Raw genomic sequence first — 25,100 nt, forward strand, 5'->3', positions numbered from 1 at the left:
TAACCGCTGCAGCGGTGATGGCATCTTGCCGTGAAGAAAGGTCACAGCGGAGGGTGACGCGCACGTCATGGGAACAGTTTTCTCGTCGCCCAAAGCGCGGAAGAATTGTTTCGCGGTGTGAATAAAAGCCGGCAATTGTCAGATCGAAGCGTAGGAAGGGCTGGAATCCGGTAGAGTTCGCCGCCTGTCATCCGGAGCTCGTCATGCCGTCAACGCTGCCTCTCTCAGCGAAACCCTCGCACCAGTTGCTTTACCTTATCTACGGTAAACAGGAAGTTTACCGGCGCGAAGCCAAGTTCAGCATTCTCACCGCCCTGGCGCAGCTCAAACGGGGCGAGTCGCTGTGCATCCGGGTCATGACTGACCGGCCCCAGGACTTCACCGGCTGGCCGGTGGAAACCCTGGCGTTGGACGAGCAGACCCTGGCCCGATGGCAGGGTGACAACGGTTATACCCACCGGCGCAAAGCCTGTGCGATCGCCGAAGGGTTGAAGCTTGCGGACAAGACGCTGTTTGTCGATACCGACACGCTGTTCCTCAAGTCCCCGCATCGTGTGTTCGAACTTATCGCGCCTGGCCAGTATGTGATGGACGAATTCGAGTACGACTGGAGCTATGTCTGCAAACGTCCGGATTACCTCAAGCTGGGCACGCACCTGCATGCCCATGGCGTGTCTGCGAGTAACGGCTTCAAGCTCTACAACAGTGGCTTGTGCGGCGTGTGTGACACGGATACGGCGCTGCTCGACACCGCGATCAGCCTGATCGACGCGTGGACCGAGGGCTCGTTCGATATCCACACCATCGAGCAAGTCGCGATTTCCTTTGCGATGCGTGGCAAGACGGTGCGCGAGTCCAGCAAGTGGGTTCATCACTATTACGCCGAGAAGCGCTTTTTCCACGCCATGCAGGCGCATTTTTTCGGTCTTCACGGCGAGACCTTCGGGCCTGAACTGGTTGCGCGTTGCCTCGACGTGCCCCAGGTCAAGCCTATGCCCAGCGCCTGGCAGCGGCTGCTGATCAAATGGAAGCTGCGCAATCAGCGCAAACATCTGAAAAGGGTTGGCCGCGACTTGCTCTACGGCAGCGCGGCGCCTGAGAATCCTTATTACGACGTGTGTCGACAGGGCTGGTGGGAATCGGCCTCGCGTGAAATCCGCAGTTGGGATGAGGCTGAGCAGAAAAAGTTCTTCGGTACGCACGAGGCTGTGTGGCCCAAGCAACTGCCTCGGCCGGCAAAGTCCGCCGATGAGCAGGCCATCGTCGCCTACCTGCACCAACGACGAGCCCAATAAGGCAGCGACGGCGGCGAAGGGCGCCGTCGCAGGGCTTCAGCCGGTCTTGCCGGTATGGTTGTTCAGCGAGATAACCTTAGTCTTGCCGATGCGGTGACGGTAAATCTCACGCAGGTACTTGATCGCCTTCTTCACGCAGTCCCGTGACAGGCGAATGTCATTGATCGACACAAACTTGTCTTTGTCGTTGATCAGCTCGCGGTATTTCTTCTCATACATCGGCTTGATCGCGTACCAGTTGGTATCGAGGATCTTCGCCGGGTTCTCGAACTCGTTGAGCAATTCGTCGATGCGGTCTTCGTCGAAGTCCTCGTGGATGATGAAGTCCAGGATCGAGTTGTCCAGTGTGTCGTCGAAGCGGTACGGGTTGCGCGCAAAGCAGCGTTTGATAAACGCCACGATCAAGGTAAGGAAGTCATCCGACAGGCACGGGCTTTTCGCGATCAGGGTGGTCAGCGACAGGTTGGCCGAGGCGCCGATGACCAGGGCGTAGCGCTTGAGGGTGGTGTTGGGGAACAGGCTGTTGAGGTGAGTCTTGAGCCGGTTCAGGTCCATATAGGACAGCTTGTAGTCCTTGGGCAAGGACACGATGGACACCACCGACGAGCAGTTCTTGAAAAAGTGCAGGTCATGCAGCGCCGCTGCGTCGTAGCCGGAGTTCTTGTATTGCTCCAGGGACGCCTTGTAGCGCTTGGACTCGATCGGCAGCAGGCTGATGCCTTCGATGGCCTGGGTGACCTTGTTGAAGTGCGGCAGGTCGATGGAACGGAAGAACAGGTCATCAATGTTCAGACGCTGTGGCTCTTTTTCGAACACCTTGAATTTGTCGCTGGACGGTGCCGGCGTTTCGGGAACCACGGACTCGGCGTAGGCAATCGCCACCGGGCCGGCCAGGCTCATGAACAGGTCGTTGGCATCCAGGCGGATGGTTTCGCCGATGTCGATACCGGCGCGCCGGAAGTAGTTCTGGTCGTAGTCGGTGGTCACCGCCTGGGCGGTGAGGATGTTGAAGATCTGTTGGGAGATGTATTGGTTGGCGTGTTTTTCCATGGCATTGACATCAATGTTCTGGATGTTGCCGTCGTCGCTTTCTTCGGCATAACGCATGATGTCGTTGGAGATCAGCATCATCGCGTTCCACGGCCGGATACGCCCCTTCACACTGGCTTCACTGCTGTCTTCATTGTCGAAGTTGTATGAGAAATCCCATTCTTCCGAGAGGTATTTGCACAGCAGCCGCCCGGCGTTGATGTGCAGCGCTTCGGACATTTCGCTGCGATGGTCGGAAATATTCGGCAGCACGCAGATGCCGCTGGTGAAAATCGGCTCGAACACAAAGGCGTGGCCGCTCTTGCTGTCGTGCTCGTCGGCGGGCTTGGTGTCGAACGTCTTGTTCATGTACGAATGTTGCTGCGCCAGGCCGAATTCGGAGGCCATGCCCGAGCCGGTACCGCCGCCGGCGCTGAAGATCGAGAAGTACAGGCGCGACTGGTTGGCCTTGATGCCGCAGGAGTCGATCAGGTACGAGTGGATCATCTTCCAGTCGGGGCTGGAAAAACGCTGGGTATCTTTGTTGAGGATGATCTTGGCCAGGTACTGCCCCAGGATCGGCGCGTTACCGGCGCCGCCGGCATGGACTTCCGACAGGTCCATGATTTTCATTTTGCTGTAGTCGCGCAGGAAGCCGCTTTTTTCGCCCTTGCGCGAGAAGCGGATGCGCCCGGCGATGTCTTTGTCCAGGTCGCCCAGCATCACCAGCGGTTCCACCAGGAACACCGGTTTGCTGGCCTTGCCGCTGCCCAGGCGCAGGTTGTTGCGCAGCCACTGGGCCGGGCTGTAGCCCTTGTCCTGCGACTTGTCTTCGTTGCTGAATTCGTTCAAGTAGAACTTGCGCGCGTTGTACACCAGTTCCGCCACGTCCAGTGCGATGTTCGAGCCGCAACGGCCCAGGCCGATCAGGCATACCGAAGGGAATTCCTGCTCGCTACGCGGATCGCTGTCGCCTTCCAGATGGGGTGGGCGCGGGAACACCATGTCGCGCAGGCCGTCGAGGTTGTCGAGGATGCGGTCGGTATTGGTTTCGGTGAAGTACAGGTATTGCTGGGTGGCCAGCGGGCGGGCGGTGCTCAATGACTTTGAACCTGAGGGTTTGTCCGCAGGAGCTTTGAGCAACACGTCGGATACCACGGTGGCAGAGTTATTTTTAGAAGTCATTGTGCGCCATGTGCCTGGGCGGATGGCTGAAGAAATCAAGGGGCCATCACGCAATGGGTGTTCGCGACTTTGCAGTGCGTCCTTGTCCTGGACGAGCGGCTTCACCCCTCGAAGTGTTCAGGGAAAAACCTGGCCGGACTCTGATGGATCGGCCGTTCGTCGGCGTTCTTTAGGCAAATGATGGCGAAAGGCCAAAGTTTAGGCGTCAGCGAATTGGCCTGACGATTGAATTGGGGCCGTCGTGGCTTGGGGAGGACTCTTTTGCCGAGCTGCCGTCCTTGGCAGCCGCCCCGCCATGTGGGTGGCGCAGGTTGATACCCTGGATCACGCCGATGATGTCGCTGGCCGCCACCGCCGGGCTCAGCAGGTAACCCTGGACGAAATCACAGCCATGCTTGAGCAGCAGCTCGAACTGCGCCTGGGTTTCCACGCCTTCGGTAACCACTTGCAAGTGCAGGGTGTGGGCCATGCCGATAATCGCCTGGACGATCTCGATATCGGCAATCGACCTGGGAATATCCTGGATAAACGAGCGGTCGATCTTCAAGGTGTTGAGCGGCAGGCGCTTGAGGTAGGCGAGGGACGAGTAGCCGGTGCCAAAGTCGTCGATAGCCAGCGACACGCCCAGCGCGCGGATTTGCCGCAGCAGTACCAGGGTGCTGCTGATGTTGCCCATCAGTGCATTTTCAGTCACTTCCAATTCCAGGCGGGTGGCGGCGATGCCGCTCAAGCGCAGTGCATCTTCGATTTCGTCCGCCAGCTCATCGCGGGCCAGGTTCAGGGCCGAACAGTTCACCGACATGGTCAGTTCCGTATAACCACGGTCAGACAGCAGGCTCAGGTCATGACAGGCCTGGCGCAGCACCCAGTGATCCAACTCGGCGATCAGCCCGTTGCTTTCAGCGATACCGATAAACCGATCCGGTCCCAGCAGACCGTGCTGTGGGTGTTGCCAGCGCACCAGGGCTTCCAGCCGCGTGACCTTGCCTTGCTTCATGTCGAAGATCGGCTGATAGAACAGCACCAGTTGGTTGCGGGCGCGCAGGGCTCCGCGCAGTTCTTCTTCCAATTGCAATTCGAGGGACGCGCGGGTTTTCAGGTTGGAGCTGAAGAAGTTCAGGCTGTTGCGCCCCATGTCCTTGGACTGGTAAAGCGCAAGGTCGGCGGTTTTCAGCAGCTCCTCGCAGGTCAGGCCGTCATCGGGGAACAGGCTGATGCCGATGCTGGTGGTCATCACCATGCGACGGCCGGCCAGTTCGATGGGTTCTTTCATCTGTTGCATGATGCGCTGGGCCAGGTGCCGGGCTTCGTCGCGGTGGTGAATGCTGATCAAAATGCAGAACTCATCGCCGCCAAACCGCGCGACCACATCGGCGTGGCTGCGCACCGAGCCTTTGATATGCCCGGCCAGGACCGTGAGCAACTGGTCGCCGGCGTCATGCCCGAGGCTGTCGTTGATGCGTTTGAAGTGGTCGATGTCAAGGAAAATCACCGCCATCATGCCGTGGGAGGCGGTTTTCTCGGCGAGCTTCTCCGCAAAGATCTGGTTGAAGCCCCGGCGATTGAGCAGGCTGGTCAGGGCGTCGTAGTGGGCCACTTGTTGCAGCGAGGCGCGAGCTTGGTCGAGTTCGCTGAGCAGGGCATTGACCCGGCGCAAATCGCGTTCCTTGTGTTGCAGCTTCTTGTCGGCCAAGGCGGCGCTGACGCTGCTGCCGATCACCAGCAAGGTGATGACGGCCACCGACAGGCCCAGTTGGATAGGGTTATTGCCCGTCGGTAACGACAGGTCCGCTCCGGTGGGGACGATCATTTGCATCGCCGCCATGCCGGTAAAATGCATGCTCAGAATGCCCGCGCCCAATACGAGGCTGGCGGCATATTTGAGCAGTTGGTGAAACACGCCGGTACCGGTGCGCAAGTAGCTCGACAGCAACAACGCCGCCAGGCTTGAGCCTATGGCGATACCCACCGAGGCCATGAACAGCCCCGGCTCAAAATACACCTGGGCCTGGGAACGCATGGCCGACATGCCCACGTAGTGCATCAAGGCGATGCCGATCCCCATCCATAGCGACGCGAGCAAATACTGGTGCAAGCGCAGCTTGGCATGACTGAGGGTTTGCATGGCGAACAACGAAGCGATCAGGGCGATCACCAAGGACGCGAACGTCATTATCAATTCGTAGTGGATCGCAATGGGCGCCTGGAAGGCCAGCATGCTGATGAAGTGGGTGGACCAGATTCCGCCTGCCAGGCAACCGGCGCCGAGCCAGCGCCAGTTGCGCCGGGCGGTGGGGTCCTCGACATGGCCGACGCGTTCAGCCATGTCCAGCGTACCGAAACCCGCCGCGCAAGCGACCAGATAGGCCAACAGCACCAGGAACGGGTTATGACTGCAATTGAGTAGTAAATGCCCGTGTTCTGGAAGCTCAGTAAAAAAATGCAGACCCAGCCATTCCATAGCATGCCCTGTCATAGCGTCACGTCACTGCCAGAGGCGATGACCTATGCGGTCGAGTATAGAAGCCTTGCGGGATTTGCCATCGCTAATGGCACTTTGCTTTGAATTATTTTGGCATGCCCGGCATCGCGTCTGGTGCTAAGCGCTGATGGGCAGTTCCAGCTCGAAAGGGGCTTCCAAGGGCGCCAGGCCGAAGGCGGCGCGAGCGGCATCACAGTCAACATTCTGCACGCCCTGGCTCCAAGACGAATCAAACTCGCGGCATACACTGGAGCGTTCATCGTAAATCGTGCAACGGGTCGCTTGGCCCACTTCACCCTCAAGGCTGCAGCAGCGCGCGGGTTTCTGGTCGGTGCCGATCATGGCCACGCGGGTGGGGTTGATCTGCACGACCAGGTCGTCGGGTACCGTGCCCCCTGACGAGGCGCACTCACCCCAGAAGAAAGACACACGAAAGTATGAACAGCAGGCACCGCAATTCAGACACGGACTGGCTTCGGACATGGGCGTCATCGATTAGGAAGGTAAGTGGGGGGACTACGGGAAGGCTCGCCATTCTATCCGGGCCATGGCCGTTGGGAAGGGGGGCGTGTACTTATATTTTCGTAGGCAAAGTGCCGCAGCGCCGGGTCAAATCATGCCCTATCAGCTTTACGAATCATTACAGACAAGCGCCGTGCGCCTGACTATGTTGCAGGTACCGGGCGGGATGCATCGGGCATCGCAGCTCTCATAACAATAAAAGAGACGGACCCATGCAGAACTCGACCCAAGCGGCGAATGCCTGGCGCATTCTGTTCCTGCTGTTCCTCGCCAACCTGTTCAATTTCTTCGACCGTACCATCCCGGCGATCATCATCGAGCCGATCCGCATGGAATGGCACCTGAGCGACTTCCAGCTCGGCATCATCGGCACCGCCTTCACCATCGTCTACGCCATTGCCGGCTTGCCGCTCGGGCGTTTGGCCGACACCGGTTCGCGCAGCAAACTGATGGGCTGGGGCCTGTTCGCCTGGAGCGGGCTGACGGCGGTCAACGGCCTGGTCGGCAGTTTCTGGACGTTCCTGCTGGTGCGCATGGGCATCGGCATTGGCGAAGCCAGCTATGCGCCGGCCGCCAACTCGCTGATTGGCGACCTGTTTCCCGCCCATCGCCGGGCGCGGGCCATGGGGATTTTCATGCTGGGCCTGCCGTTGGGCCTGTTGCTGGCGTTCTTTACCATCGGCTGGATGGTCAAGGCGTTCGACAGCTGGCGCGCGCCGTTTTTCATTGCCGCCGTGCCAGGGATGATCCTCGCGGTGTTCATGTTCTATATCAAGGAGCCCAAGCGCGGCGCGGCGGAAACCGTGCAAGTCTCCCAGGAACGCGTCGACCGCCCGATTCGCCGCGTGCTGGCGGTGCCGACCTTTCTGTGGCTGGTGCTGGCCGGGTTGTGCTTCAACTTTGCAACCTATGCCTGCAACTCGTTCCTGGTGCCGATGTTGCAGCGTTACTTCCTGATGCCATTGCAGGACGCTGCGGTCGCCACCGGGGTGATTGTCGGCCTGACCGGCCTGGTGGGCCTGACGCTGGGTGGCTGGATCGCCGACAAGGTCCACCAGCGTGTCGCCAATGGCCGGCTGTTGTTTGCTGCGTTCAGCCTGATCATTTCCACCGTGACCACGGGTTGGGCGTTGCACGCCGGGCGCATTGAAATCGGGGTGTTTGTGGCGCTGTTCAGTGTGGGCTGGTTGTTTGCCTATAACTTCTATACCTGTGTGTACACGGCGATTCAGGACGTGGTTGAACCGCGTTTGCGGGCGACCGCAATGGCGTTGTTCTTTGCCGGGTTGTACTTGCTGGGCGGCGGGATGGGGCCGATTGTCGTGGGTGGTCTTTCCGATCATTTTGCGCACTCGGCGATGTACGCGGCAGGGGCCGAGCAGATGACCGAGGCTTACAAGGCGGTGGGCCTGCATGACGCGATGTACCTGATTCCGGTGGCGTTGTTCCTTACCATGCTGTTCCTGTTCCAGGCCTCGCGCAGTTTTGTGCGCGATGCCAAGCGGATGAAAGAGGGGCTGGGGGCGGTGGAGGTGTCGGCGCAGGCGGTCACTGCTTGAGGCCGGGCAGACCCCTTCGCGAGCATGGGTACCTACACCTCTATGTAGTGAGCGGGCTTGTCCCGCGCTGGGTGGCGAAGCCGCCCCAATCAAGGCATCGCCGAACTAGAGGTAGAACCCGGCCGCCTGGTTTGGGGCGGCTTCGCCACCCAGCGCGGGACGAGCCCGCTCACTACAGGGAGATTTTTCAGCCTTTAAAAATTGTGTAGATAGCTATGCCGCGATGAGGCCCGTGAAGCCTATAAAGAAGGCCCGCATTGCGCGGGCCTTCTTGTTCAGCAGGGCAGGGCGGCGATCAACCCGCCACCAACACCCGGATCGCTTCCAGTCGCAGTGCGGCTTTATCCAGCATGGCCAAGCCTTGCTCGCGCTGGTTGCGCAGGGCAACCAGCTCGCTGTCGCGCACGGTCGGGTTGACCGCTTGCAACGCGGTCAGGCGTGCCAGTTCCTCGTCGGTATCCGCAGCCAGGCGACGCTTGGCCTCGGCCACGCGCTCGGCGTGACGCGGGGCGATCTTCTCTTCGCCTGCGTTGATCCGCGGCGTCAGCTGGTCACGCTGAGCCTGGATGAACTTGTTGGCGCTGGCCCGTGGCACGCTTTCCAGCTGGTCGTTCAAGGTTTCGAACGACACGCGGCCCGACAGGTCGTTGCCATTGGTATCCAGCAGGCAGCGCAGGGCGGCCGGCGGCAGGTAGCGGCCCAGTTGCAGCGAGCGCGGCGCAACCACTTCGCTGACGTAGAGCAGTTCCAGCAATACAGTGCCGGGCTTGAGCGCCTTGTTCTTGATCAGCGCCACGGCGGTATTGCCCATCGAACCGGACAGCACCAGGTCCATGCCACCCTGTACCATCGGGTGTTCCCAGGTGATGAATTGCATGTCTTCGCGCGACAGTGCCTGGTTACGGTCGTAGGTGATGGTCACCCCTTCGTCGTCGCCCAGGGGGAAACTGGCGTCGAGCATTTTTTCGCTCGGCTTGAGGATCAGCGCGTTTTCCGAATGGTCTTCGCTGTCGATGCCGAACGCGTCGAACAGGGTTTCCATGTAGATCGGCAAGGCGAACTGGTCGTCCTGCTCGAGAATATCCTCGACCAATGCATCGCCTTCACCCGCGCCGCCTGAATTGAGTTCCAGCAGGCGGTCACGACCGGTGTGCAGTTCCTGTTCCAGGCGCTCGCGCTCGGCGCGGGCCTCGTCGATCAGGGCTTGCCACTCGCCGTCGTCGGCGTTTTCCAGCAGCGGCAGCAGGCGCGGGCCGAACTGATGCTGCAAGGCGTTGCCGGTCGGGCAGGTGTTGAGGAATGCGTTCAGCGCTTCGTGATACCACTGGAACAGGCGCTCCTGCGGGCTGGTTTCCAGGTACGGCACGTGCAGTTCGATCACATGTTTCTGGCCGATCCGGTCCAGACGGCCGATGCGCTGTTCCAGCAGGTCGGGGTGGGACGGCAGGTCGAACAGCACCAGGTGGTGGGAGAACTGGAAGTTGCGGCCTTCACTGCCGATTTCCGAGCAGATCAGCACCTGGGCGCCGAATTCTTCATCGGCGAAGTAGGCGGCGGCGCGGTCACGCTCGAGGATGTTCATGCCCTCGTGGAACACCGTGGCCGGAATGCCGGAGCGCACGCGCAGGGCGTCTTCCAGGTCCATGGCGGTTTCGGCGTGGGCGCAGATCACCAGCACCTTGGTGCGCTTGAGCATCTTCAACTGGTCGATCAGCCATTCGACCCGTGGGTCGAAGCGCCACCAGCGATTCTCTTCTTCGATGTCCGGCTGTGACTGGAAGCTGACTTCAGGGTACAGCTCGGCGTGCTCGCCCAGCGGCAATTCCAGGTATTCGTCCGGGTTCGGCAGCGGGTAGGCGTGCAGTTTGCGCTCGGGGAAGCCTTGCACGGCGGCGCGGGTATTGCGGAACAGCACGCGGCCGGTGCCGTGGCGGTCGAGCAGCTCGCGGACCAGGCGTGCGCTGGCTTCGGTATCGCCATCGTTGACGGCGGTGAGCAGGGCTTCACCTTCGTTGCCGAGGAAACCCTGGATGGTCTTGTGCGCGGCGGGCGACAAGCGACCTTTGTCCAACAGCTCCTGCACAGCTTCGGCCACCGGGCGATAGTTCTCGCTTTCGGCACGGAAGGCTTGCAGGTCGTGGAAGCGGTTCGGGTCCAGCAGGCGCAGGCGTGCGAAGTGGCTGTCCTGGCCCAGTTGTTCCGGGGTGGCGGTGAGCAGCAGCACGCCGGGGATGACTTCGGCCAGTTGCTCGACCAGCGAGTACTGCGCACTGGCTTTGTCTTCATGCCACACCAAATGGTGGGCTTCGTCGACAACCAACAGGTCCCAACCGGCGGCAAACAGCGCGTCCTGGGCCTTCTCGTCGTCCACCAGCCATTCCAGCGCAACCAAGGCAAGCTGAGTGTCTTCAAACGGGTTGGTGGCATCGCTTTCGATAAAACGTTCTTCGTCGAACAGCGCAACCTGCAGGTTGAAACGGCGGCGCATTTCCACCAGCCATTGGTGCTGCAGGTTTTCCGGAACCAGGATCAGCACGCGGTTGGCGCGGCCCGACAGCAGCTGGCGATGGATCACCAGGCCGGCTTCGATGGTCTTGCCCAGGCCCACTTCGTCGGCCAGCAGTACCCGTGGCGCGATACGGTCAGCGACTTCGCGGGCAATATGCAATTGGTGCGCGATGGGCTGCGCACGCACGCCGCCCAGGCCCCACAACGCGGACTGCAGCTGGCGGCTGGTGTGTTCCAGGGTGTGATAGCGCAGCGAGAACCAGGCCAGCGGGTCGATCTGCCCGGCGAACAGGCGGTCGCTGGCCAGGCGGAACTGGATGAAGTTGGAGAGTTGGGTTTCCGGCAGGGTGACCTGTTCGTTCTGCCCATTGAGGCCGTGGTAAACCAGCAGGCCGTCGACGTCGTCGACTTCCTGCACGGTCATTTTCCAGCCTTCGAAATGGGTGATGCTGTCGCCCGGCGAAAACCTCACGCGGGTGAGGGGCGCATTCCGTAGCGCGTACTGGCGAGTGTCGCCAGTGGCCGGATAGAGCACGGTCAACAAGCGGCCGTCCTGTGCCAGAACGGTGCCTAACCCCAGCTCCGCTTCGCTGTCACTAATCCAGCGTTGCCCCGGTTGATACTGCTGCGCCATGCTGCCTGACTCCCGCCGTGAAAAAGCCGACTATGTTAACGGAACAAGGCCCCACGCCCAAGGACTCTGACAAAAACTACTGCCTTTGGGCCGCGTATGCAGCGGTGGATCGACGGGTGGCGGGCACTTGTGAGTGTCGACTGGGTCACAGCTTGGCAAGCCTGCGCTCAAGTCGCCCTGGCATCCGCCGACAGCCTGTTGATCAGGAGAATAACCACCATGCTGCCACCCATGCTGCCCGTCAGCGTTGTGCCGGTCACGTCACAACTCGATCCGGTGCGCCAGAAGCCGGATATCCCGCCGGTGGTGCCCGTTCAGCCGGGCTCCAACGAAAGCACCATCGACCTTAAGAAGGGCGATGCCGAGACTTCTACGTTTTTGCTGCGCGAAGAACAGCGCCGCCAGCAGGAACAGCAGAAACGCCGGCGTGAAGCCGATGACGACCCGGAGCAGCACCTGGCTATTCCGGGGGATATGCTCAATGCCGACAATACCGTTCCGGTTATCCCCTTGATCGAAGATGCGCCGCGTCAGGGCTTGTGGGTAGATGTCGAAGTTTAGTCGCACACAACGCCCTCGCCTGCCTTTTGTCGCTCGCTGATTTGCCGTTGAACGGAGCAGGCCGCATTATTCGGCTATCTCCTCCACGACGTAAGCCAAGCCATGAGTGAAGACGACAAGCTGATTGATCTGAATGCCGAACGCGCCAAGCGCGTGCATGACCTCAATGACAAACGCCTGAATGAAGTACGCCAAGCGTTTGAGCAGGCGATGCCGCTGGGCAAAGCGAAGAAGAAATCGAAGAACAAGCCAAAAAAGCGTTGAAACAACCTGCATCCCTTGATGCAGGTCAGTTATTGCCCTTCTTTACGCCCTGTTGTGGGCGACATTGACCCCGGTCAATTTTCCAATCCGCCTTCTCCATTAACTTAGCCCTATCGCAACAGGGCAAGTGCAGGAGGCCGGTCATGTTCATCGATAATGTGGTATTTGCCGGGGTGCTGACTGTAAGCCTCATGGTGTTGTTTTTTGTAGGATTTGGAATTTTTATCTGGAAAGACGCGAACAAGCGTAAAAAACCTTAGGTTTTTCCAGGTTGCACGGGCACGCAAGGCATTTTGGGCGACTTCGGTCGCCTTTTTTTTCGACTGCTATTTGATAGATGAAAATCAAAGTGTGGGAGTCGGGCTTGCCCGCGATAGCCATCGGTATCTACACAACTTTCAACGATGTGTGGCGAGGAGCTTGCTTGGCGGCCTTCGGGCCGATCGTTTTTTTGGGTTTGACCGAGTACATATCCGTTGCTGCGGTAACGGCGGCTTAGGGTTCCGCCCTTACGGCGGGTCACTTTTTGAAGAGCGCAAAAAGTAACCAAAAACGCTTCGCCCCACCACTCGGTGCCTCGCCTAGGCTCGGCATGCCCGTAATCCGACATTGATTTGGGGGGCCGCCGCCACGCGCCATCCATGGCGCGGGGCGGCTAAACCGGCGTCCTGCCGGTTTACCCCCCAAATCAATATCGAATTCCGGCCAGCGTGGTTGACGGGGCGCCTCAGATCAAGATCAAAAACAAAGCGCGGCGGCCTTAGAGCCGACCGGTATTCATGTCGAACTCGGTTCAAAATGTGGGAGCTGTCGAGCCCAAGCGAGGCTGCGAAGGCGGCGGCACTGCTGGCATTTTTTTCGCCTGACCCACCGCTTTCGCAGCCGCGCTAAAGCTCGACAGCTCCCGCAGGGAGATTGGTCAACTGAAGTTGTGTAGATACCCATGCCGCGATAGCGGAGTGTCAGTGGATGAATGTAGTGGCTGACCCACCGTAATCGCAGGCAAGCCAGCTCCCACATTCTGACTGCGGTGCGTTTGAGACCGGCATAAAAAAAGGTGCGACCCTCGCGGATCGCACCTTTTTTTGTCGCAGTCGGCTTATCAGCTGCCGAGTGCCATCGACGCCAACCAGAACAACCCTGCCGACAGGGCTACGGTGGCGGGCAGGGTCAGCACCCAAGCCATCAGGATGGTCTTCACGGTGCCGCCTTGCAGGCCACTTTTGTTCGCGACCATGGTGCCCGCCACACCCGAGGACAGGACGTGGGTGGTGGACACCGGCAGCGCGAAGATATTGGCAAAGCCGATCATGGTCGCGGTGGTTATCTGCGCCGACATGCCTTGGGCATAGGTCATGCCCTGCTTGCCAATCTTCTCGCCGATCGTCAGTACCACGCGCTTCCAGCCCACCATGGTGCCCAGGCCCAAGGCCAGTGCGACGGCGAGGATCACCCAGAACGGTGCGTATTCGGTGGTGGCGGTCAGGTCTTTGCGCAGCTTGTCGAGGTCGGACTTTTCACGTGCCGGCAAGCCTGGCAGTTTGCCGACTTTCTTCGCGGTGTCGTCGAGGCAGAGCAGGTAGCGACGCACTTCGATGCGTTGATCGGCCGTCAGCGAATGGTAGTCGGAGACGCCTTTCAAGGTGCCCAGCAGTGCGTTGATGGTCGGTTCGGTCTGTTGCGGGTTGCAACGGAACTTGCCCGGCAGATCGTCCTTTACGCTCTTGCCCAGGGACAGGAACTCACCGAGGGTCTCGTGGTTGCGCTGGTAGAACTGGTTCAAATGCAAGGTGGCGTCGCGGGTGCGTTCGATCTGGTAGGTGGTGCTGCCCAGGTCGAGTACGAACTGCGCCGGCACGATACCGATCAGCACGAGCATGATCAGGCCGATGCCTTTCTGGCCATCATTGGAGCCGTGCACGAAACTCACGGCCATGGCGGAAATCACCAGCACCAGGCGGTTCCAGAACGGCGGGTGTTTCTTGTCGTCGAGCTTGCGGCGCTGGTCCGGGGTCTTGTGCATCTTCGACAACGGGCGCCACCACTTCAGGCCGAGCAGCACCAGGGCTGCGACCAGGAAGCCGGCCATTGGCGAGAACACCAGAGAGGCGCCGATATCCACCGCTTTCTGCCAGTTCACACCGTCAGCCAGGGGGATGTCGTTGATCAAGGCATTGGCCAGGCCGACACCGAGGATCGAGCCGATCAAGGTGTGGGAGCTGGAGGCGGGGATACCGAAGTACCAGGTGCCGAGGTTCCAGGTGATCGCCGCCGCCAATAACGAGAACACCATCGCCAGGCCATGGCCGGTGTTCACATTGATCAGCAATTCCACCGGCAGCAAGTGCACGATGGCGTAGGCGACACCGACACCACCGAGCAACACGCCGAGGAAGTTGAACACCCCGGAGAAGAACACGGCCAGGTGCGGCGGCATGGCTTTGGTATAGATGACTGTGGCCACCGCGTTAGCGGTGTCATGAAAGCCATTGATGAACTCGAAGGCGAGGACAAAGGCCAGGGCGAGCAACAGGCTCACTAGAACCCATGCATCCAGTCCGCTGAATAAATCGATCATGAAGGTTTTCTGACCCGGTCGTAAGGGGGCGCGATTATGCCAGAAAACCTCGGTAATCGATGCACTAGCTGCTCATCGGTCACAATCTTCCCGGAAAAAAACACCGGCATCGGGGTGCATCCCAGGGTTTACGGGGCTTTGGCAAGTCTTTGATTTATAAAGCGCAGGCAGCTTGCGGCGGGGTATTGTCACAAAACTGTCACCCCTGAAACATTTGTATGAAATTTTACCGCTGATTGTGAGATGCGAAGCTGGCCGGATGCTAGCTATGAGCCAGCATCCGGAGCCGAACCTGAGATTCAAACCCGATCCGCTTATGGCTCTTCGGTCTTGAGTTCCTGTTCGATTTTTTGGATTTCCTGGGCAAATGCCTGGTCGAGGAGGCTGGCTCGTTTGCGCCATGGCTTGCGTTCAGGTTCAGGCTGGGCGGCGTAGGTGGTGACTTCCCCGCCGTAAACGTCCTTGTAACGTTGCTCCTGGCGCTCGAGTTCTGCGCGCAGTTCATCTTTCGTCACATTGTTACCTAATTGAGTTGAGTGTAAATACGTTGCAGCGTTGTGCCGGAATGCGCCCTCGGGCATTTCAAAGTTGAACTGCAGAAACGTTCAAGTTTGGAGCAGGCAAAGGCAGCCACTTATTGAGTGCCGTGATTCCAGGCAGTAGTTCCGATAGGCAACGCACGGCTTGTGCATCACCTGGCGAGATCCGGTTCCGATAATCAAACCGGGGGGACCCGCGCATAGCGTGCATTATAACGGCGCATTTGAATAACACTATCCGTATAAAGTTAAAAACAGTCAACTTGTGTGAGCATTGCGTTACGCGCGCCTGTGGATGATTGCAGGGTTTGCGACGTCATAAATGCAACCAAACTTCAGCCGTTAATCAAGCCGTTATTTGCACAGTACGGTACGCCCGCGGTTGGCAGCGCAAATTGCGATAATCGAATGTTCGTCCGATAATCGCCCAACGTTGTCGGCGCTGCCTTGTGCATCCAGGCCGACGCGGCTTGTAATACCCGCCAAACCCTCCCTGCGGTTGACAATAAGACAAAGGATCCCGACATGAACGATCAATTGCGCAACTCTTTCGCGTCAGTGGCGCCACCGATCGTCGCTTCCCCAGCCAAGCGTATCCAGGCATTTACCGGTGATCCCGACTTCATGACCTCCCTGGCCCGTGGCCTGGCAGTGGTGCAGGCCTTCCAGGAACGCAAGCGCCACCTCACCATCGCCCAGATCAGCCACCGTACGGAAATCCCCCGCGCCGCCGTGCGCCGTTGCCTGCATACCTTGATCAAGCTCGGCTATGCCACCACTGACGGGCGTACCTATTCGCTGTTGCCCAAGGTCCTGACCCTTGGTCATGCGTACCTGTCGTCCACGCCACTGGCGGTGTCGGCCCAACCTTACCTGGACCGCATGAGCGAGCAGCTCCATGAGGCGTGCAACATGGCCACCCTCGAAGGCGACGACATCCTGTACATCGCCCGTTCGGCCACCACTCAGCGCCTGATTTCCGTGGACCTGTCGGTGGGCGGGCGGCTACCCGCCTATTGCACCTCCATGGGCCGCATTTTGCTTGCGGCACTGGATGATGCCTCGCTGCAGGATTACCTCGACCACGCCGACCTGCAAACCAAGACGAGCCGCACCCTCACGACGCCCGAGGCGCTGTTCGAATGCCTGCAACAGGTGCGCGGGCAGGGCTGGTGCATCGTCGACCAGGAACTGGAGCAAGGTCTGCGTTCCATTGCCGTACCGGTGTATGACGCGTCGGGCCAGGTGCTGGCCGCGCTGAACGTCAGCACCCACGCCGCACGGGTCAGCCGCAGCGAACTGGAGCAGCGCTTCCTGCCGAGCATGCTCAGTGCCAGCCGCGAGCTGAGTGCGCAGTTGTTCGCCTAAGCTGTTCGGTGACCGCACAGATCCTGGTCTGATCAATTGACGGTGTTTCCCCTGGCTTATTAATGTGCGGCAGCGCTGTGAGCGCCGCCAATAATAAACGACGACCCCAGGCCGTCAGCCCGCCATCGGTGTGGAAATAAAAATAATGAATCAGCCCTCTGTCGGTACCCCGCTGGACGTCCAGTCCTTCATCAACGCCCAGCCATTGTCACGTTACCAGTGGCGCGTGGTGATCCTTTGTTTCCTGATTGTATTCCTCGATGGCCTCGACACTGCCGCCATGGGCTTCATCGCGCCGGCGCTGTCCCAGGACTGGGGCATCGACCGCGCCAGCCTTGGCCCGGTGATGAGCGCCGCGTTGATCGGCATGGTCTTCGGCGCACTGGGCTCCGGCCCACTGGCGGATCGCTTCGGGCGCAAAGGGGTGCTGGTAGGCGCGGTGCTGGTGTTTGGCGCGTTCAGCCTGGCGTCCGCCTACAGCAGCAACGTCGACCAGTTGCTGGTGCTGCGCTTCCTGACCGGGCTGGGCCTGGGGGCCGGCATGCCGAACGCGACGACGCTGCTGTCTGAATACACGCCCGAGCGCCACAAGTCGTTGCTGGTGACGAGCATGTTCTGCGGCTTCAACCTGGGCATGGCCGGCGGCGGGTTTATTTCCGCCAAGCTGATCCCGGCGTTCGGCTGGCACAGCCTGCTGCTGATCGGCGGCATCCTGCCGTTGATCCTGGCGCTGGTACTGCTGGTGTGGCTGCCGGAATCGGCGCGTTACCTGGTGGTGCGCAATCGGGGTAGCGACAAGGTGCGCAAGGCCTTGTCACCGATCGAGCCGTCCATCGTTGCCCAGGCCACCGGCTTCAGCGTGCCCGAGCAAAAAACCGTCAAGGCCCGCAATGTGTTCGCGGTGATCTTCTCCGGTACCTACAGCGCCGGCACCTTGTTGCTGTGGCTCACTTACTTCATGGGCCTGGTGATTGTGTACCTGCTCACCAGTTGGCTGCCAACGCTGATGCGCGACAGCGGCGCCAGCATGGAGCAGGCCGCGTTTATCGGCGCGTTGTTTCAGTTTGGCGGCGTCTTGAGCGCGGTGGGGGTGGGATGGGCGATGGATCGGTTCAACCCCCACAAAGTCATCGGTACTTTTTACCTGCTGGCCGGGGTGTTTGCCTACGCGGTGGGGCAGAGCCTGGGCAATATCACCGTGCTCGCAACCTTGGTGCTGATCGCCGGGATGTGCGTCAACGGCGCGCAATCGGCCATGCCGTCCCTGGCTGCACGCTTCTACCCGACCCAGGGTCGCGCCACCGGCGTGTCATGGATGCTTGGCATCGGCCGTTTCGGCGCAATCCTCGGTGCGTGGATGGGCGCCACCTTGCTGGGCCTGGGCTGGAACTTCGAGCAGGTGCTCACGGCGTTGGTGATTCCGGCGGCGTTGGCGACGGCAGCAGTCGTCATCAAAGGCAGGGTCAGCCACGCCGATGCCACCTGAGGTCAGGCGCAGCTCCCACATTGTCCGAGTAGGGCTGAATGATAGCCAGACAACAATTGGTTCGGTAATCGAACACTCAGTCGATTATCGGATTGTTTGGCTCATTGCCCCGGCTTAATCTCCAAGCACTTCGGCGCCACCTCAGCGCCTTTTTCGATCCACACCGGGAGTCCGAACCCCATGGCTGAAATTCTTGCGCTGCGTGACGCGGTGAAGCAATTTGTGAACGACGGCGATACCGTCGCGCTGGAAGGCTTCACCCATCTGATCCCTACGGCAGCGGGTCATGAAATCATTCGTCAGGGCAAGAAAGACCTGACGCTGGTGCGTATGACGCCTGACCTGGTCTACGACCAGTTGATCGGTGCCGGTTGCGCTCGCAAGCTGATTTTCTCCTGGGGCGGCAACCCGGGCGTGGGCTCCCTGCATCGCCTGCGCGACGCGGTCGAGAAGCAATGGCCACAACCGCTGGAAATCGAAGAACACAGCCACGCCGACCTGGCCAATGCCTACGTCGCCGGTGCCTCGGGCCTGCCGTTCGCCGTATTGCGTGCCTACGCGGGTTCCGACCTGCCCAAGGTCAACCCGCTGATCAAGACCGTGACCTGCCCGTTCACCGGCGAAGTGCTGGCGGCGGTGCCGTCGGTGCGTCCGGATGTCACCGTCATCCACGCACAAAAGGCCGACCGCAAAGGCAACGTCTTGTTGTGGGGCATTCTTGGGGTGCAGAAAGAGGCGGCCCTGGCAGCCAAGCGCTGCATCGTCACCGTCGAAGAGATCGTCGATGACCTCAACGCACCAATGAACAGCTGCGTGCTGCCGACCTGGGCCCTGACCGCCGTCTGCCATGTACCGGGCGGCGCACACCCGTCCTACGCCCACGGCTACAACGAACGCGACAACCGCTTCTACCAGGCGTGGGACCCAATCGCCCGCGACCGTGGGACCTTTACCGCCTGGATCAATGAATACATCCACGGCACCGCCGACTTCACTGAATTCCAGGCCAAGCTGGCCAGCGCGCAGGAGGCCAAGTAATGGCTTACTCGACCAATGAAATGATGACCGTCGCCGCCGCGCGCCGCCTCAAGAATGGCGCCGTATGCTTTGTCGGCATCGGCCTGCCGTCCAAGGCGGCCAACCTGGCGCGCCTGACTTCGTCGCCGGACGTAGTGCTGATCTACGAGTCCGGCCCGATAGGCGCCAAGCCGTCGGTGCTGCCACTGTCCATCGGCGACGGCGAACTGGCGGAAACCGCTGACACCGTGGTGCCCACCGGTGAGATCTTTCGCTACTGGCTGCAGGGCGGGCGCATTGACGTGGGCTTTCTCGGCGCGGCCCAGGTTGACCGCTTCGGCAACATCAACACCACCGTGGTCGGTGATTACCACCAGCCCAAAGTGCGCCTCCCGGGTGCGGGTGGCGCGCCGGAAATCGCGGGTTCCGCCAAGAGCGTGTTGATCATCCTCAAACAGTCGGCGCGTTCGTTTGTCGACAAGCTGGACTTCATCACCTCGGTCGGCCATGGCGAAGGTGGCGACTCGCGCAAACGCCTGGGCCTGCCGGGTGCCGGCCCGGTCGGGATTATTACCGACCTGTGCATCATGGAGCCGGAAGAGGGCACCCATGAATTCGTGGTCACTGCGCTGCACCCTGGTGTGACCCGTGAACAAGTGGCGGCCGCCACCGGTTGGGCGATTCGTTTTGCCGACCAAGTCCACACCACCGCCGCACCGACTGATGTTGAGCTGACCGCCTTGCGTGACCTTGAAGCACGCACCGCGGCCGCCCATGGCCAAGCGCCCGGAGAAGCCTGATGCGTGATGTGTTTATCTGCGATGCTATTCGCACCCCCATCGGCCGTTTCGGCGGTGGCCTGTCCACCGTGCGTGCCGATGACCTGGCGGCCCTGCCGATCAAAGCGCTGATCGAGCGCAACCCGTCGGTGGATTGGCGCGCGGTCGACGAAGTGTTCCTCGGCTGCGCCAACCAGGCCGGTGAAGACAACCGCAACGTGGCGCGCATGGCACTGTTACTGGCGGGCCTGCCGGAAAGCATTCCGGGCGTGACCCTCAATCGCTTGTGCGCCTCGGGCATGGACGCCATTGGCACGGCCTTTCGCGCCATTGCCAGCGGCGAGATGGAGCTGGCGATTGCCGGTGGCGTCGAGTCGATGTCCCGCGCGCCGTTCGTGATGGGCAAGGCTGACGCGGCGTTCTCGCGCAATATGAAACTGGAAGACACCACCATCGGCTGGCGTTTTATCAACCCGTTGATGAAGGCGCAGTACGGCGTGGACGCGATGCCGCAGACCGGCGATAACGTCGCCGACGATTACAAGGTGTCGCGCGCCGACCAGGATGCGTTCGCGCTGCGCAGCCAGCAACGTACCGCTGCCGCGCAAGCTGCGGGCTTTTTCGCCGAGGAAATCGTGCCGGTGCTGGTGGCCCATAAAAAAGGCGAAACCGTGGTGGAGCATGATGAGCATCCACGGGACACCAGCCTGGAAGCCCTCGCCAAACTCAAACCGGTCAACGGTCCCGACAAAACCGTCACCGCCGGCAATGCCTCGGGGGTGAATGACGGCGCGGCGGCGCTGATCCTGGCCTCCGCCGAAGCCGTCAAGCAGCATGGCCTGACTGCCCGCGCCCGCGTATTGGGCATGGCCAGCGCCGCTGTCGCGCCGCGCGTGATGGGCATCGGCCCGGTGCCGGCGGTACGCAAGCTGGTGGAGCGCCTTGGCCTGGCGGTCACTGACTTTGACGTGATCGAACTCAACGAAGCCTTCGCCAGCCAAGGCCTGGCGGTGCTGCGTGAACTGGGCATCGCCGACGACGCGCCGCAGGTCAACCCGAACGGCGGTGCCATTGCCCTTGGCCACCCGCTGGGCATGAGTGGCGCGCGCCTGGTGCTGACCGCCCTGCATCAGCTTGAAAAAACCGGCGGCCGCAAAGGCCTGGCGACCATGTGCGTGGGTGTCGGACAGGGCTTGGCCCTGGCGATCGAACGCGTCTAAGTCTAATAAGAGAGGATGGCTCCATGAGTGACAAGCCTGGATACCGGCGCCCGCAAGCGGGCACTCAACCGGATTACCTGCACCCGGCCTACCAGTCGACGAACCTGCGTTCGCCGTCCAAGCCCCTGGTGTTCCTGCCGCATTCCTTGTCGGAAATCACCGGCCCGACTATCGGTGCCGAGCGTATCAATGCGACGGATAACGACCTGACCGCCCAGCATGAGGCTGAGCCCCAGGGCGAACGCATCATTATTCACGGCCGTGTGCTGGATGAAAACGGCCTGCCGGTTCCCGGCATCCTGGTGGAAATCTGGCAGGCCAATGCCGCCGGCCGCTACAACCATCCGCGTGACCTGCACGACGCGCCGCTGGACCCCAACTTCAGCGGCACCGGTCGCACCGTCACCGACGCCGAGGGTTGGTACCAGTTCCAGACCATCAAGCCCGGCGCCTATCCGTGGGGCAACCATCCCAATGCGTGGCGCCCGGCGCATATCCACTTTTCGCTGTTCGGGCCGAGCGTGCTGACGCGGCTGGTCACGCAGATGTACTTCCCCGGCGACCCGCTGCTGGCCTACGACCCGATCTACAACTGCGTGCCGGACACCTCGGCCAAGGAACGTTTGATCGCCCGTTTCGATCTGGAAAAAACCATTCCTTCCTATGCTCTCGGCTACCGCTGGGACATCGTCCTGCGCGGCCGCGACGCCACGCCGATGGAGAAATGAGATGACACTCAATGCGACCACATCCCACACCGTCGGGCCGTATTACCACATTGGCCTGACCTGGCTGAACCGCGAAGACTTGACCGTGGCCGCCACCCTTGGCGAACGCGTGGCGATCAGCGGGCAGGTGGTGGATGGCAACGGCGACGTCGTCAACGACGCCATGCTGGAAGTCTGGCAGGCCAACGCCGCCGGCAAGTATGACCACCCGGAAGATCAGCAGGACAAAGCGCTGGACCCGAACTTCGAAGGGTTCGGCCGCGTGCCGGTGGATGCAGAAGGGCGGTTTCGCTTTACCACCATCAAGCCGGGCGCCGTGCCGGGATTGAAGGGCACGACCCAGGCGCCGCACCTGGTGGTGCTGGTGTTTGCGCGGGGGCTGGTGAAGCATTTGCTGACGCGGATTTATTTTGACGGCGAAGCGCTGAATGGGGATGACCCGTTGTTGGCGTGTGTGCCGGGCGAACGCCGTGGAACCTTGATTGCAAAGCAGGGTACGGACGGTGTGTATCAGTGGGATGTGGTTTTGCAGGGAACAGATAAGGAAACGGTATTTTTCGATTATTGAGCTGGCTTGCCTGCGATGAGGCCTTCCCAGTCGATGCATACCCAAAAGTCTGCTTGCGGAACGAGCTTGTTGCAAAGTATGTCTAGGCTATAACCGTTCCCACTGAGTAAAAACCATGACAACAAAAACCAGTCATTACACCGGAGAAGAACGCAGCAAGCGGATTTTTGCCATCGTCGGCGCGTCCTCCGGCAACTTGGTCGAATGGTTCGACTTCTACGTCTACGCCTTCTGCGCCATCTACTTTGCCCCAGCGTTTTTCCCCTCGGATAACCCCACCGTCCAACTGGTGAACACCGCTGGTGTGTTCGCCGCCGGGTTCCTGATGCGGCCCATCGGCGGCTGGCTGTTCGGTCGAGTGGCCGACAAGCATGGTCGCAAGAACTCCATGATGATTTCGGTGCTGATGATGTGCGCCGGTTCCCTGGTGATCGCCTTTCTGCCGACTTACAACGACATCGGCGTGTGGGCGCCGATCCTGCTGCTGATCGCCCGCCTGTTCCAGGGCTTGTCGGTGGGCGGCGAGTACGGCACCACCGCGACCTACATGAGCGAAGTGGCGCTCAAGGGCCAGCGCGGTTTTTTCGCCTCGTTCCAGTACGTGACCCTGATCGGCGGCCAGTTGCTGGCGGTGCTGGTGGTGGTGATCCTGCAACAGATTCTCACCGAAGAAGAACTGCGGGCATGGGGCTGGCGAATTCCGTTCGTGATCGGCGCCGTCGCCGCGGTGATCTCCCTGCTGCTGCGGCGCACCCTGAAAGAAACCACCAGCAAGGAAATGCGCGAAGACAAGGACGCCGGTAGCATCGCCGCGCTGTTCCGCGACCACAAGGCCGCGTTCATCACCGTGCTGGGCTACACCGCCGGCGGTTCGCTGATTTTCTACACCTTCACCACCTACATGCAGAAATACCTGGTGAACACCGTGGGCATGCACGCCAAGACCTCGAGCTACATCATGACCGGCGCCTTGTTTCTCTACATGTGTATGCAGCCGCTGTTCGGCATGTTGGCGGACAAGATCGGCCGGCGTAACTCGATGTTGTGGTTTGCAGGCCTCGGCACGTTGTTCACCGTGCCGATCCTGCTGACCCTGAAAACCGTCAGCAGCCCGTTCCTGGCTTTTGTGCTGATCACCCTGGCGCTGGCGATTGTCAGCTTCTATACCTCCATCAGCGGCCTGGTCAAAGCGGAGATGTTCCCGCCTCAGGTACGTGCCTTGGGCGTGGGCCTGGCGTATGCGGTGGCCAATGCGATCTTTGGCGGTTCGGCGGAGTTCGTCGCGTTGAGCCTCAAATCCATCGGCATGGAAAACAGCTTTTATTGGTACGTCACGGCGATGATGGCGATCGCTTTTCTGTTCAGCTTGCGCTTGCCGAAACAGGCGGCGTACTTGCATCACGATCTGTAAGGGATGAGCTATGACACTGCGCACGAGCAACCAACTGTTCGACGCTTACTTCACGGCCGACAGCATGGCGCAGGTATTTTGCGACCAAGGGCGCCTGCAAGGCATGCTCGATTTTGAAGCGGCACTGGCCCGGGCGCAGGCCCAGGTCGGGTTGATTCCCCAGGCCACCGTGGCACCGATTGCCCAGGCGTGCCTGGCGTCGTTGTACGACGTGGATGCCCTCGGCGTGGCGATCGCTACGGCGGGGAACTCCGCGATCCCGCTGGTGAAGGCGCTGGGCAAGTTGATTGCCGCCCAAGACCCGGGGGCCGAACGTTATGTGCACTTGGGCGCGACCAGCCAGGACGTGATGGACACCGGCCTGGTGTTGCAGGCGCGGCGTGCGGTGGAGTTGATCGAAGCGGACCTGGCGCGCCTGGGCGGCGTTCTTGCCACGCAGGCCCAGCGTTATGCTGGCGTGCCACTCGCCGGGCGGACCTGGTTGCAACAGGCGACGCCCGTCACCCTGGGGATGAAAATCGCCGGTTGGCTGGGGGCGGTAACCCGCAGTCGCCAACGTCTGAATGAGCTGAAGCCGCGCCTGCTGGTGCTGCAGTTCGGCGGGGCATCCGGCACCCTCGCGGCGCTCGGCGAGCAGGCAATGCCGGTGGCCGAAGCGCTGGCAAAAGAGTTACAACTGACCTTGCCCGAACAACCCTGGCACACCCAACGGGATCGCCTGGTGGAGTTCGCCAGTGTGCTCGGGCTGATCGCCGGCAGCCTCGGCAAACTGGGCCGTGACATCAGCCTGCTGATGCAGACCGAAGCGGCGGAAGTGTTCGAGCCGTCGGCGCCGGGCAAGGGCGGCTCATCCACCATGCCGCATAAACGCAACCCGGTGGGCGCGGCGGTGCTGATCAGCGCCGCCACCCGTGTGCCGGGCCTGGTGGCGACGATGTTCAGCGCCATGCCCCAGGAACACGAGCGCAGCCTGGGTTTGTGGCATGCCGAATGGGAAACCCTGCCGCAGATTTGCCGCCTGGTCTCCGGCGCGTTGCAACAGGCCGTGCTGGTCAGCGAAGGCTTGGAAATTGACCCGCAGCGCATGGCGCAAAATCTCGACCTGACCCAGGGCCTGGTGCTGGCCGAAGCCGTCAGCAGCGTGCTCGCCCAGCGCCTGGGCCGTGAAACGGCGCACCACTTGCTGGAGCAATGCTGCAAGCGCGCCGTCGCAGAGGGGCGGCACCTGCGCGCGGTATTGGCCGATGAACCGCAAGTCACCGCCGAGCTGTCGGCGGCTGAGCTGGACCGCTTGCTCGACCCCGCGCATTACCTGGGCCAGGCCCAAACCTGGGTCACCCGCGCCGTAGCCGAACACTTTGCTTGAG

20 protein-coding genes are annotated in these 25,100 nt (G+C 60.9%); 14 read left to right on the plus strand and 6 right to left on the minus strand.

Annotation, left to right across the window (positions count from 1 at the left end; translation table 11 throughout):
- Positions 1-203 precede the first annotated feature (203 nt).
- Positions 204-1,295 (plus strand): hypothetical protein, encoded by a 1,092-nt coding sequence (locus tag H0Z09_RS14595; protein WP_186691193.1) that lies wholly within the window; start codon positions 204-206, stop codon positions 1,293-1,295.
- A 36-nt stretch (positions 1,296-1,331) separates the two neighbouring features.
- Here H0Z09_RS14595 and H0Z09_RS14600 read toward each other — a convergent pair whose 3' ends face one another.
- The 3 genes from H0Z09_RS14600 to H0Z09_RS14610 all read right to left on the minus strand — a co-directional run bounded on the left by H0Z09_RS14600 (position 1,332) and on the right by H0Z09_RS14610 (position 6,474).
- Entirely contained in the window at positions 1,332-3,509 is a 2,178-nt protein-coding gene (locus H0Z09_RS14600) for a hypothetical protein (protein ID WP_186691194.1), read from the minus strand.
- Between the two features lie 205 nt (positions 3,510-3,714).
- The gene (locus tag H0Z09_RS14605; protein ID WP_186691195.1) at positions 3,715-5,970 is read right to left on the minus strand and encodes a bifunctional diguanylate cyclase/phosphodiesterase; all 2,256 of its coding nucleotides are present in this window, start codon (positions 5,968-5,970) and stop codon (positions 3,715-3,717) included.
- Between the two features lie 138 nt (positions 5,971-6,108).
- A complete protein-coding gene (locus H0Z09_RS14610) occupies positions 6,109-6,474 on the minus strand; it encodes a YkgJ family cysteine cluster protein (RefSeq protein ID WP_186691196.1) in 366 nt (121 codons plus the stop codon).
- 251 nt (positions 6,475-6,725) lie between these two features.
- On the opposite strand from H0Z09_RS14610, the gene H0Z09_RS14615 reads away from it, so the two are divergent.
- Entirely contained in the window at positions 6,726-8,072 is a 1,347-nt protein-coding gene (locus tag H0Z09_RS14615) for an MFS transporter (RefSeq protein WP_186691197.1), read from the plus strand.
- Positions 8,073-8,367: 295 nt separating this feature from the next.
- On the opposite strand, the gene rapA is transcribed toward H0Z09_RS14615, so the two are convergent.
- Complete coding sequence (gene rapA, locus H0Z09_RS14620) at positions 8,368-11,214, minus strand: RNA polymerase-associated protein RapA (protein ID WP_076950095.1); 2,847 nt, start codon at positions 11,212-11,214, stop codon at positions 8,368-8,370.
- Between the two features lie 219 nt (positions 11,215-11,433).
- Between rapA and H0Z09_RS14625 the strand changes: the two genes are divergently transcribed.
- From H0Z09_RS14625 to ccoM, 3 genes are all read left to right on the plus strand, one after another.
- Positions 11,434-11,775 carry an aspartate-semialdehyde dehydrogenase gene (locus H0Z09_RS14625; protein ID WP_076950096.1) on the plus strand — a complete coding sequence of 114 codons (342 nt, stop codon included), beginning with the start codon at positions 11,434-11,436 and terminating at the stop codon, positions 11,773-11,775.
- Positions 11,776-11,877: 102 nt separating this feature from the next.
- On the plus strand, positions 11,878-12,039 hold the full coding sequence (locus tag H0Z09_RS14630) for a hypothetical protein (RefSeq protein WP_090219949.1): 162 nt from the start codon (positions 11,878-11,880) through the stop codon (positions 12,037-12,039).
- Positions 12,040-12,182: 143 nt separating this feature from the next.
- Positions 12,183-12,299, plus strand: a complete 117-nt coding sequence (gene ccoM / locus H0Z09_RS27530) for a cytochrome c oxidase subunit CcoM (RefSeq protein WP_003172387.1) — start codon at positions 12,183-12,185, stop codon at positions 12,297-12,299.
- 842 nt (positions 12,300-13,141) lie between these two features.
- Here ccoM and H0Z09_RS14635 read toward each other — a convergent pair.
- Complete coding sequence (locus H0Z09_RS14635) at positions 13,142-14,617, minus strand: inorganic phosphate transporter (protein WP_186691198.1); 1,476 nt, start codon at positions 14,615-14,617, stop codon at positions 13,142-13,144.
- Positions 14,618-14,931: 314 nt separating this feature from the next.
- Positions 14,932-15,132: a hypothetical protein gene (locus H0Z09_RS14640; protein ID WP_003189295.1), complete on the minus strand. Its 201-nt coding sequence runs from the start codon at positions 15,130-15,132 to the stop codon at positions 14,932-14,934.
- 549 nt (positions 15,133-15,681) lie between these two features.
- On the opposite strand from H0Z09_RS14640, the gene pcaR reads away from it, so the two are divergent.
- From pcaR to H0Z09_RS14685, 9 genes are all read left to right on the plus strand, one after another.
- Positions 15,682-16,524: a pca regulon transcriptional regulator PcaR gene (pcaR, locus tag H0Z09_RS14645; protein WP_076950100.1), complete on the plus strand. Its 843-nt coding sequence runs from the start codon at positions 15,682-15,684 to the stop codon at positions 16,522-16,524.
- 145 nt (positions 16,525-16,669) lie between these two features.
- On the plus strand, positions 16,670-18,010 hold the full coding sequence (locus tag H0Z09_RS14650; protein WP_186691199.1) for an MFS transporter: 1,341 nt from the start codon (positions 16,670-16,672) through the stop codon (positions 18,008-18,010).
- A 180-nt stretch (positions 18,011-18,190) separates the two neighbouring features.
- Positions 18,191-19,048, plus strand: coding sequence for a CoA transferase subunit A (locus H0Z09_RS14655; RefSeq protein WP_186691200.1), 858 nt, complete (start codon positions 18,191-18,193; stop codon positions 19,046-19,048).
- On the plus strand, positions 19,048-19,827 hold the full coding sequence (locus tag H0Z09_RS14660; RefSeq protein ID WP_076950105.1) for a CoA-transferase subunit beta: 780 nt from the start codon (positions 19,048-19,050) through the stop codon (positions 19,825-19,827). The genes H0Z09_RS14655 and H0Z09_RS14660 overlap by 1 nt, the downstream gene beginning before the upstream one ends.
- Positions 19,824-21,026 (plus strand): 3-oxoadipyl-CoA thiolase, encoded by a 1,203-nt coding sequence (pcaF, locus tag H0Z09_RS14665; protein ID WP_186691214.1) that lies wholly within the window; start codon positions 19,824-19,826, stop codon positions 21,024-21,026. Before H0Z09_RS14660 ends, pcaF begins: the two co-directional genes overlap by 4 nt.
- A 23-nt stretch (positions 21,027-21,049) precedes the next feature.
- Complete coding sequence (gene pcaH, locus H0Z09_RS14670; protein ID WP_186691201.1) at positions 21,050-21,754, plus strand: protocatechuate 3,4-dioxygenase subunit beta; 705 nt, start codon at positions 21,050-21,052, stop codon at positions 21,752-21,754.
- Between the two features lies 1 nt (position 21,755).
- On the plus strand, positions 21,756-22,322 hold the full coding sequence (pcaG, locus tag H0Z09_RS14675; RefSeq protein ID WP_186691202.1) for a protocatechuate 3,4-dioxygenase subunit alpha: 567 nt from the start codon (positions 21,756-21,758) through the stop codon (positions 22,320-22,322).
- Positions 22,323-22,437: 115 nt separating this feature from the next.
- The gene (locus tag H0Z09_RS14680; RefSeq protein WP_186691203.1) at positions 22,438-23,733 is read left to right on the plus strand and encodes an MFS family transporter; all 1,296 of its coding nucleotides are present in this window, start codon (positions 22,438-22,440) and stop codon (positions 23,731-23,733) included.
- Between the two features lie 10 nt (positions 23,734-23,743).
- Positions 23,744-25,099 carry a 3-carboxy-cis,cis-muconate cycloisomerase gene (locus H0Z09_RS14685; RefSeq protein WP_186691204.1) on the plus strand — a complete coding sequence of 452 codons (1,356 nt, stop codon included), beginning with the start codon at positions 23,744-23,746 and terminating at the stop codon, positions 25,097-25,099.
- Position 25,100: the final 1 nt, after the last annotated feature.

The organism is Pseudomonas sp. SWRI18, from assembly GCF_014268345.1.
Lineage (GTDB): Bacteria > Pseudomonadota > Gammaproteobacteria > Pseudomonadales > Pseudomonadaceae > Aquipseudomonas > Aquipseudomonas cedrina.